This is a genomic window from Caballeronia sp. (assembly GCF_028292365.1).
In the GTDB taxonomy this organism is placed as follows: Bacteria; Pseudomonadota; Gammaproteobacteria; order Burkholderiales; family Burkholderiaceae; genus Caballeronia.
The window spans coordinates 1-9,754 of the sequence record NZ_JAQGMM010000220.1; the positions used below are offsets into that span (position 1 = coordinate 1).

Consider the following 9,754-nt stretch of genomic DNA (forward strand, 5'->3'; position numbering starts at 1 on the left):
ATGCACCGATCTTCTGGCCGCGCCAGGACGATCCAAACGCCTGGGCCGCGTCTTCGATCACCCGCAGCCCATGCTCGCGCGCAATGCCGTACAGCCGGTCCATGTCCACGGGCAGGCCCGAGAGATATACCGGCAGGATTGCCTTGGTGCGCGGCGTAATGGCCTTTTCCAGCAAGTCCAGGTCGATATTGCGCGTGACCGGGTCAATATCCGCGAACACCGGTGTAGCGCCTGTTTCAATGATCACGTTGCTGGTCGAGACCCAGGTCATGGGCGTGGTGATCACTTCGTCGCCTTCGCCTACGCCCGCGATCCGCAGGCCGATCTCCATGGTCGCCGTGCCGGAATTGAACGTGCGTACCGGCCGGCCTCCGCAATAGGCGGACAGTTCGGCTTCGAACTGCTGGTTTTGCGGGCCCGTCGTGATCCAGCCTGAACGCAGCACGTCGACAACGCCCTGGATCGTCTCTTCGTCGATTTCGGCGCGCACGAAAGGCAGAAAGGGAAGCGTACTAGAAGGCGAGTTCTGGGTCATGGAAGCTCTGCGAAGGAATGGAACGGTGAGATCTTTGAAGCAAAGTCTTTGATGCACAGTGTCAGCCGGAAGCAGGCCCGCTCAAGCGGCTGGGCCGGCGCTGAGGCCCTCAACCGCGCGTCAGGACCACGACGCCGATCAGGATAATGCCGATGCCTACTAATCGTTGCAATGACAGGATTTCGCCAAACAAGTACCACGCCGCGAACGCGTTTACTACATAGCCGAGCGAGAGCATGGGGTACGCGATTGAAACGTCGACCCGCGACAATCCCACGATCCACACGACGACGCTGAACACATAGCACGCCAGTCCGCCGATGATTGGCCATTGCGTCGCGATCTTGAAACCGATCGGCACGATGTTCGCCGGGGTGAATTCGAAATGGCCCACGGCGTTTACACCCGCTTTGAGCAGCAACTGCGCACCGGCGTTCAGCATGACGCCGGTGATGATGCAAATGAAGGATATCGGGTTCATCGTTGGCCGTAATAGGGATTTTTTAGCGGAGCGCGGCGAAGCGGTAAGGCTTGGAGGCGTCTCCGGCTTCTGTATTCGCTGGCCGGCCGGTGCTCAGACCAACACACGGCGGCATTGTTTCAAGGTTGCGGTTTCTCGACTATCACCCTTCGGTCGTCCCGCGCAATGACCTGCATGGGCACCTGCTTCGCCAGCAACTCGTCGTAGCGGCCGGGTGGCATCAGCGCAAGACCGTAGCGTTGCGCGTCCCAGCGCTGAATCCATTCGTCGATGGTCGGCACCCACTTCTGGGGCTCCGTTGTGACGCCGAACTGCAACTCGTCGGGTTCCTGGACCATGATCATGGTGTGGCCCAGGTAGAACGGCATGGTGTGGTCGAGCTTGGCGACCGAGTAGAACGGTGTGTCGGCGGGCAATCGGGCCATGGCGGCTTTCACCGCGGGCACCAACTGCACGCCCGAGCTTTCGCGGCCGAACACGTCGTGGCCCGTGCCGGCGATCGTGCCCATTAGCAGCCACGCGGTTCCCAGCAGCACGACGCCACCCATCGAACTACGCCGGTTCAGCCAGATGGCAGCCAGCGTGAACACAAAGGCCACGGCGAGCGCGGCGTACACCCAGACCTGGAATTCCTTGTACAACGCATTGGGCGTGTGGCCTCCGCCCATCCGGCCCAAAAAGATCGCGCCAAAAGCTGCCACGACCAGAAACACCGCGTATCCGGTCAGGTGCTTGTGCCATTGGGCGCGCGTAAGCAACGGCAGGTAGATAGCGATTAGCAACGCAATGGAAGGCGCGATCGGTAGCGTGTACGACAGCAGTTTCGAATGCGACGCGCTGAAGAACAAGAAGATGAACGCCGACCAGACCAGGAGCAGCGTGACCGGCGCGAAGCCGTTCGGCTGGCGCGATACCTTCAGCGCGTGCCGGACGCTCTGGAACGTTACCGAGAGCCAGGGCAGGAATCCGACAATCAGCACCGGTACGAAGTAATAAAACGCACCGGGCCGGTTCTGTTCGGGGGTCAGATATCGCGCAAACTGCTGCACGATGAAAAAGAAATTCAGGAACTCCGGGTTCTTGATCTGGACCAGAACGAACCACGGCGCGGCAATGATCAGGAACAGGATCAAGCCGCTGCCAATGTAGAGCCGACGCCACAGCGCCCAATCACGCGCGATCAAGGTGTAGAGCACCAGCACCGCGCCCGGAAGGATCAGGCCGACCAGCCCCTTTGACAACAGGGCGAGCGCCATGCCGGCCCAGCAAAGCCACATCCAGAGGCGGACTTGAGGCCCAGGCAGGTTCGGACGTTGTGCCAGCAGCAAGCTGCAGAGCGTGAGTTGCATCCAGAACGACAGACCCATGTCGAGCGTATCGAAATGGCCCATCAGGTTCCAGTAAGGCGAAGTCGCGAGCACGACGGCAGCGCAAAACCCCGTTACGCCGTTGAACACGCGCGCGCCGGTATAGCCGATCAGCAGCACGCCGGTAAAGCCGGTCAACGCGGTGTACAGCCGTGCCTGCCATTCGCCGATGCCGAACCACGCGAACGTCAGTGCGTTCGCCCAGGTTTGCAACGGGGGTTTTTCGAAATACTTGTAGCCGTTGTAACGCGGCGTGATCCAGTCGCCGGTCACGAACATTTCGCGCGCCATTTCTGCGTAACGGCCTTCATCGCTCGGGACGAGATGGCGCAGTCCCAGCGGCGCGAACCAGATCACGGCAAGTGCCGCGATCAGCAACAGAAGCGAGAGGCGGGTGAGCGGTAGCCGGGAAGGCGTATCGTTCATGAGGGTCGACCTGTCCGATGCCACTTTCGCGGCGCTAGCAAAATCCATGGGGGGCTCGAGTTTGGCGCATTGGGGCTTAAGGCCGGCTTAATTGGCCCATTCAGGCACGTTCGGGCACCTTTAGGCGCGTTTGGGGCAAGCTTCGCCGCGTATCCGGCGCGCTCGGCGCGCGGCCAGCCCCTGCAGGTTCCCCTGCTTCGATCAAGCGCACAAGCCAGCCAAACGGCCAGTGCTTGTGCGTCTCGGCGAGCGGTCGCGGGCGGTGCGTCGTCCTGCGGTGCGCAGAAAACAGGCGTTACCGGTGCCCATAGCCGTACCTATATCGACGCCGGGCGGCAGTTTATCGCACTGGCGCATGGAATCCGCGTTGAAGCGTTGCCGCGGCCGTTCGTACCGGCTTCCACTGGTCAGCCGAGACTACGTTTCGATCAGCAGCGCAACCGCGACCCGGCGGCCTTCCGACATGAGAATGTTGTAAGTACGGCATGCGGCGCCGAAATCCATTGTCTCCACGCCAATGCGTTGCTGGGAGAGCTTGGCGATGAGTCGCGGATGCGGAAAACGCAGGCGCGCACCGCTGCCGAACACGACGACTTCAGGTGCGATCGCGATGAGCGCGTCAAAATCTTCCGGCGTCAGCGCCTCGAACGACGACACGGGCCACGCGATCACCGGCGTTTCCGGCATCACAATGATGCTGCCTTCATGGCGTTGCAGATTGATCGCGACGTAATCGGCGCCGTAACTCGTGATGGTATTGAGCGCGCCGCTGGCTTCCTGATGTAATTTCAAATCGGTATTCCGACAGGCAAGTTGATGGCGAGAAGTGACTGCGCGAGAGGCTTGCTACAACCGGATGGCCTGACGCGCAATGCAGCTTTCATCGGCTCGAGCGAGCACCCAAATGAAGCCGATGTGCACGCGTTTTGCCGGTGGCGCATTGCGAAAGTCACGGATAATCCGCTAAATTATAACTTTTCAGCCGCCAGCGGGTTGCGAGCCCGGGCGGCGCGATGCATCGCGTGCCGCCACAAGCTGCTTGCCGACACGCAATCGGGCGTTTTGCCTTGGCCCGATGGCCATAAGCTCACACGATTCCGCCCAAACCTGCCTCTATCCGACGCATTTTCGCTAGACTGCCTGTTCCGCGTTGCTACTTAGGGTTTCTGCGCGGTGTCCGATCCGTTTAAGGTCTCGGTTCGACGTGTTTTCACGCTCCGCGCCTGAAGCGCCGGGCAAAGACAACGGAAAACAACGGCATTGCCGGCGTTACGTCGGGTCCGCGGACCTGACTTGTCAACTCTATTTGCCGTTTTTCCTGATCCAGAGCCTGATTTCCAGTAACCCAGTGAGCTTTCCCGCCGTGAAACCGATTCTAAAATCCAATAAATTGCAGAACGTCTGTTACGACATCCGCGGTCCCGTGCTCGAGCACGCGAAGCGGCTGGAGGACGAGGGCCACCGGATCATCAAGCTCAATATTGGCAACCTGGCTGCCTTCGGCTTCGATGCGCCGGACGAAATCATCCAGGACATGATCCGCAACCTGCCTACTTCGTCGGGGTATTCGGACTCGAAAGGTGTGTTCGCCGCCCGCAAGGCGATCATGCATTACTCCCAGCAAAAGGGCGTGGCGGGCGTTGAACTGGACGACATCTACATTGGCAACGGTGCGTCCGAGTTGATCGTGATGGCCATGCAGGGCTTGCTCAATGACGGCGACGAAGTGCTGCTACCCGCACCGGACTATCCGCTGTGGACGGCTGCCGTGAGCTTGTCGTCTGGCACGCCGGTGCATTATCTTTGCGACGAATCCGCCGGCTGGATGCCCGATCTCGACGACCTGCGCTCGAAGATCACGCCGAATACGAAAGCGCTCGTCATCATCAATCCGAATAATCCGACGGGCGCGCTGTATTCGGACGAACTGTTGCTGGAGATGATCGAACTGGCGCGCAAGCATGGCCTGATCATTTTCGCCGACGAGGTCTACGACAAGATCGTCTACGACGGCCTCAAGCACACAGCCGTCGGGGCGTTGTCGGAAGACGTGCTGACGGTCACATTCAACAGTTTGTCGAAGAGTTACCGGGCCTGTGGGTATCGCGCGGGCTGGATGTTCATCTCCGGACTGACAGGTGAAAACCGTCGTATTGCCCATGACTATATGGAAGGGCTCGGCATCCTGGCCTCCATGCGCCTGTGCGCGAACGTGCCGGGGCAGTACGCCATCCAGACGGCGCTCGGCGGTTACCAGAGCATCAACGACCTGATCCTGCCGGGCGGGCGCCTGTTCAAGCAGCGGGAACTCGCCTACGACATGCTCACCGCCATTCCCGGCGTGAGCTGCGTGAAGCCGCAGGCGGCGTTGTACATGTTCCCGAAGCTCGACCCGAAGATGTATCCGATCGTCGATGACCAGCAGTTCATTACGGACCTGTTGCTCGAAGAACGCACTCTGCTTGTGCAGGGCACCGGCTTCAATTGGCCGACGCCCGATCATTTTCGCGTGGTGTTCCTGCCGAACGTGGATGATCTCGCTGACTCCATCAACCGTATCGCTCGCTTTCTCGATGGTTATCGAAAACGTCACTCTGTCTAAACCTCTCTTATAAGACTCACGCTGCAATGGAACCGATCAAAGTTGGCCTGCTGGGCTTCGGCACCGTCGGCAGCGGCACCTTCACGGTGCTGCGCCGCAATCAGGAAGAAATCAAACGGCGCGCCGGACGGGGCATCGAAATTACGCGGATTGCGGTGCGTACGCCGTCGAAAGTGCAGGGCGCTGAAGGCATCGACGTCACGACTGACTTCAACGCTGTCGTCGACGATCCTTCCATCGATATCGTCGCGGAAATGATTGGCGGCACGGGCGTCGCGCGCGAACTGGTGCTGCGCGCCATTGCCAACGGCAAGCATGTAGTGACGGCGAACAAGGCGCTCCTCGCCGTGCACGGCAGCGAGATTTTCGAAGCGGCGAGCAAGAAGGGCGTGATGGTCGCGTTCGAAGCGGCGGTCGCAGGCGGCATTCCGATCATCAAGGCGCTGCGCGAAGGGCTGACGGCCAACCGGATCCAGTACATCGCGGGCATCATCAACGGCACGACGAACTACATTCTCTCGGAGATGCGCGACCGCGGCCTCGACTTCGCCACCGCGCTGAAAGCGGCCCAGGAACTGGGCTATGCCGAAGCCGATCCGACCTTCGATATTGAAGGTGTGGACGCCGCCCACAAGGTCACGATCATGAGTGCTATTGCGTTCGGCGTGCCCGTGCAATTCGACCGCGCTTACGTGGAAGGGATCAGCAAGCTCGACGCGATCGATATCCGCTACGCCGAGGCGCTGGGCTATCGAATCAAGCTGCTGGGTATCGCGCGGCGTACGGAGAAGGGCATCGAGTTGCGCACGCATCCCACGCTGATTCCGGCAAAACGCCTGCTGGCGAACGTGGAAGGCGCGATGAATGCGGTGGTCGTGCATGGCGATGCGGTCGGCACCACGCTCTATTACGGCAAGGGTGCGGGCGCCGAGCCGACTGCGTCGGCGGTGGTCGCCGATCTCGTGGACGTCACGCGCCTGCATACGGCCGACCCGGAACATCGCGTGCCGCACCTGGCGTTCCAGCCGGACAGCCTCGCCAACACGCCGATCCTGCCGATCGAGGAAGTGACGAGCAGCTACTACCTGCGTCTGCGCGTAGCGGACGTCACTGGTGTGCTCGCCAACATCACGCGGATCCTCGCCGACAAGGTCATTTCCATCGACGCATTGCTGCAGAAGGAATCCGAGCACGTCGACGGTGAGGACAAGGGCGAAACCGACATCATCCTGCTGACGCATGAAACGGTCGAACGGGAAATCAACGCGGCGATCACGCAGATCGAGGCGCTCTCCACCGTGGTCTCGAAAGTGACGAAGCTGCGCATGGAAGGATTGAACTAGGGCTTTGAAATGAACTACATCTCTACGCGCGGCGCCGGTTTTGGCGAGCGCCATACTTTCTCCGACATCCTGCTCGGTGGTCTCGCGAAGGACGGCGGCCTGTATTTGCCCGCTGAATATCCGCGCGTCACGGCGCAGGAACTGACTGCGTGGCGCACGCTTTCCTATGCGGATCTGGCCTACGAAATCCTGCGCAAATTCAGCGACGACATTCCTGACGAAGACCTGCGCTCGCTCACGCGCCGTACTTATACGGCGAGCGTGTACAGCAATGTTCGGGATCATGAAAGCGCGTCGCAGATCACGCCTCTGAAGACGCTGGGCGAAGAGGGCGGCACAACGGTATCTCTGCTGGAATTGTCGAACGGCCCCACGCTCGCGTTCAAGGACATGGCCATGCAGTTGCTCGGCAACCTGTTCGAATACACGCTGGCTAAAGAGGGGCAGACGCTGAACATTCTTGGCGCCACCTCGGGTGACACCGGCAGCGCGGCTGAATACGCCATGCGCGGCAAGCAGGGCGTGCGCGTTTTCATGCTGTCGCCGCATCAGAAGATGAGCGCGTTCCAGACGGCGCAGATGTTTTCGCTGCAGGATCCGAACATCTACAACCTGGCCGTAATCGGCAATTTCGACAATTGCCAGGACATCGTCAAAGCGGTGTCGAACGATCACACGTTCAAAGCGGCCAACAAGATCGGCACGGTCAATTCGATCAACTGGGCACGTGTGGTGGCTCAGGTCGTCTACTATTTCAAAGGCTACTTCGCCGCGACGAAGTCGAACGCCGAGCGGGTGTCGTTCACGGTGCCATCGGGCAATTTCGGCAATGTCTGCGCCGGGCATATCGCGCGGATGATGGGGTTGCCGATCGAGCAACTGGTTGTTGCCACCAATGAAAACGACGTGCTCGACGAATTTTTCCGCACCGGGATTTATCGCGTGCGTACGGCGGCCGAGACGTATCACACAACCAGCCCGAGCATGGATATCTCGAAAGCGTCGAATTTCGAGCGTTTCGTGTTCGACCTGCTCGGCCGCGATCCCGCGCGCGTGCTGCAGCTTTTCCGCGACGTGGAAGAAAAGGGTGGATTCGACCTCGCGGCCAGCGGCGACTTTGCGCGAGTGAAGGAATTTGGATTTGTGTCGGGACGCAGCAGCCATGCGGACCGGGTGGACACCATCCGCGACGCGTTCAAGCGTTACGGCACCATGATCGATACCCACACGGCCGATGGCCTGAAGGTTGCGCGCGAGCACCTGAGCCCGGGCGTGCCAATGATCGTGCTGGAAACTGCCCAGCCGATCAAATTCGGCGAAACCATTCGCGAAGCGCTTGAGCGCGAACCGGAGCGGCCGGCGGCGTTTATCGGTATCGAAGAATTGCCACAGAAATTCGATATTGTGTCGGCCGAGGCGGGTCTCGTGAAGGCGTATATCGCGGAACGCATCTAGGCTTGGGACGGGCGGCGCCAGCGGATTCGGCAGATTCAGTCAGCCCGAAACGCCCGGCGCGGCGTCGCTCACGGCGCCATTTGCGGACTGCCAGAAGCGAGGTCTACGCACTGGCGCGTGCGGCTTTTCGCTGCAATGCCGCAATTCGTCGCAAAAACTGCTAAAATTGCAGGTTTTTCGCCGTATACCATTCAAAAGGACGCGCTGTGCTGTCTACTGCCAACATCACCATGCAATTCGGGCCGAAGCCCCTCTTCGAGAACATTTCGGTCAAGTTCGGGGAAGGAAATCGCTACGGCCTGATCGGGGCGAACGGCTGCGGCAAATCCACGTTCATGAAAATCCTCGGCAGCGACCTTGAGCCGAGTGCAGGCAACGTCATGCTGGAGCCGAACATCCGCTTGGGCAAATTGAGCCAGGATCAGTTCGCTTTCGAAGACAAACGCGTGATCGACGTCGTGATGATGGGCCACACGGAAATGTGGCGCGCGATGTCCGAGCGCGATGCCATCTACGCGAATCCCGACGCGACCGACGACGACTACATGCATGCCGCCGAACTCGAAGCGAAGTTCGCCGAGTATGACGGTTATACGGCCGAAGCGCGCGCGGGCGAGTTGTTGCTGGGCATTGGCATTGCGATTGAGGACCATAACGGTCCCATGAGCAACGTTGCTCCGGGCTGGAAACTGCGCGTGTTGCTCGCGCAGGCACTGTTCTCGAAGCCGGATGTATTGCTGCTCGACGAGCCGACCAACAACCTGGACATCACTTCCATTCGCTGGCTCGAGGACATACTGAATCAGTACAACTCGACCATGGTAATCATTTCGCATGATCGACACTTCCTGAACCAGGTCTGCACGCATATGGCGGACATGGATTACGGCATGTTGAAGGTGTACCCGGGTAACTACGACGACTACATGCTGGCTTCGGCCCAGGCGCGCGAGCGTCAGGCGAGCGCGAACCAGAAGGCGAAAGACAAAGTGGCCGACCTCCAGGACTTCGTGCGCCGGTTCTCGGCCAACAAGTCGAAGGCGCGCCAGGCGACCAGCCGTGCTAAGCAGATCGAGAAGATCAAGATTGAGGAATTCAAGCCGTCGTCGCGGCAGAACCCGTTTATTCGCTTCGACTTCGACAAAAAGCTGCACAACATCGCGGTGGTGGCGACCAACATCACCAAGAAATACGACCGCACCATCTTCAACCACTTCAGCCTGAGCGTTCAGCCGGGTGAGCGGATTGCGATCATCGGCGAGAACGGCGCGGGCAAGACCACGTTGCTGCGGGCGCTGAAGGGCGCAATCGAACTGGATGGCGGCACGGTCAAGTGGGCGGAAAACGCGCTGGTTGGCTATATGCCGCAGGACACGTATGAAGAGTTTCCGAAGGACGAGACGCTGACCGACTGGGTCGACCAGTATCGTCAGGACGGCGATGACGACCAGATGGTCCGTGGCACGCTGGGCCGTTTGCTGTTCAACGCCGACGACATCAAGAAGTCGGTCAAGGTGCTCTCAGGTGGCGAGAAAGGCCGCATGA

General features: G+C 60.0%; 8 protein-coding genes. 4 read left to right on the top strand and 4 right to left on the bottom strand.

Features of this window, described 5'->3' with window-relative positions; translation table 11 throughout:
* From JWR14_RS13405 to JWR14_RS13420, 4 genes are all read right to left on the bottom strand, one after another.
* Window positions 1-535 (bottom strand): DegT/DnrJ/EryC1/StrS aminotransferase family protein (locus JWR14_RS13405; protein ID WP_299707208.1); only part of this gene is annotated, 535 nt, incomplete at its 3' end.
* A gap of 109 nt (window positions 536-644) precedes the next feature.
* Entirely contained in the window at window positions 645-1,016 is a 372-nt protein-coding gene (locus JWR14_RS13410; RefSeq protein ID WP_158935396.1) for an SMR family transporter, read from the bottom strand.
* A gap of 119 nt (window positions 1,017-1,135) precedes the next feature.
* A complete protein-coding gene (locus JWR14_RS13415) occupies window positions 1,136-2,809 on the bottom strand; it encodes a glycosyltransferase family 39 protein (RefSeq protein ID WP_299707225.1) in 1,674 nt (557 codons plus the stop codon).
* A 417-nt stretch (window positions 2,810-3,226) separates the two neighbouring features.
* Window positions 3,227-3,601, bottom strand: coding sequence for an Mth938-like domain-containing protein (locus tag JWR14_RS13420; protein WP_299707214.1), 375 nt, complete (start codon window positions 3,599-3,601; stop codon window positions 3,227-3,229).
* 571 nt (window positions 3,602-4,172) lie between these two features.
* Between JWR14_RS13420 and JWR14_RS13425 the strand changes: the two genes are divergently transcribed.
* The 4 genes from JWR14_RS13425 to JWR14_RS13440 all read left to right on the top strand — a co-directional run.
* Window positions 4,173-5,411, top strand: a complete 1,239-nt coding sequence (locus JWR14_RS13425; RefSeq protein ID WP_299707217.1) for a pyridoxal phosphate-dependent aminotransferase — start codon at window positions 4,173-4,175, stop codon at window positions 5,409-5,411.
* A 26-nt stretch (window positions 5,412-5,437) separates the two neighbouring features.
* A complete protein-coding gene (locus tag JWR14_RS13430) occupies window positions 5,438-6,754 on the top strand; it encodes a homoserine dehydrogenase (protein ID WP_299707220.1) in 1,317 nt (438 codons plus the stop codon).
* Between the two features lie 9 nt (window positions 6,755-6,763).
* Complete coding sequence (thrC, locus tag JWR14_RS13435; RefSeq protein ID WP_299707223.1) at window positions 6,764-8,209, top strand: threonine synthase; 1,446 nt, start codon at window positions 6,764-6,766, stop codon at window positions 8,207-8,209.
* A gap of 206 nt (window positions 8,210-8,415) precedes the next feature.
* On the top strand, window positions 8,416-9,754 hold a 1,339-nt coding region (locus tag JWR14_RS13440), incomplete at its 3' end, for an ABC-F family ATPase (protein ID WP_366144533.1).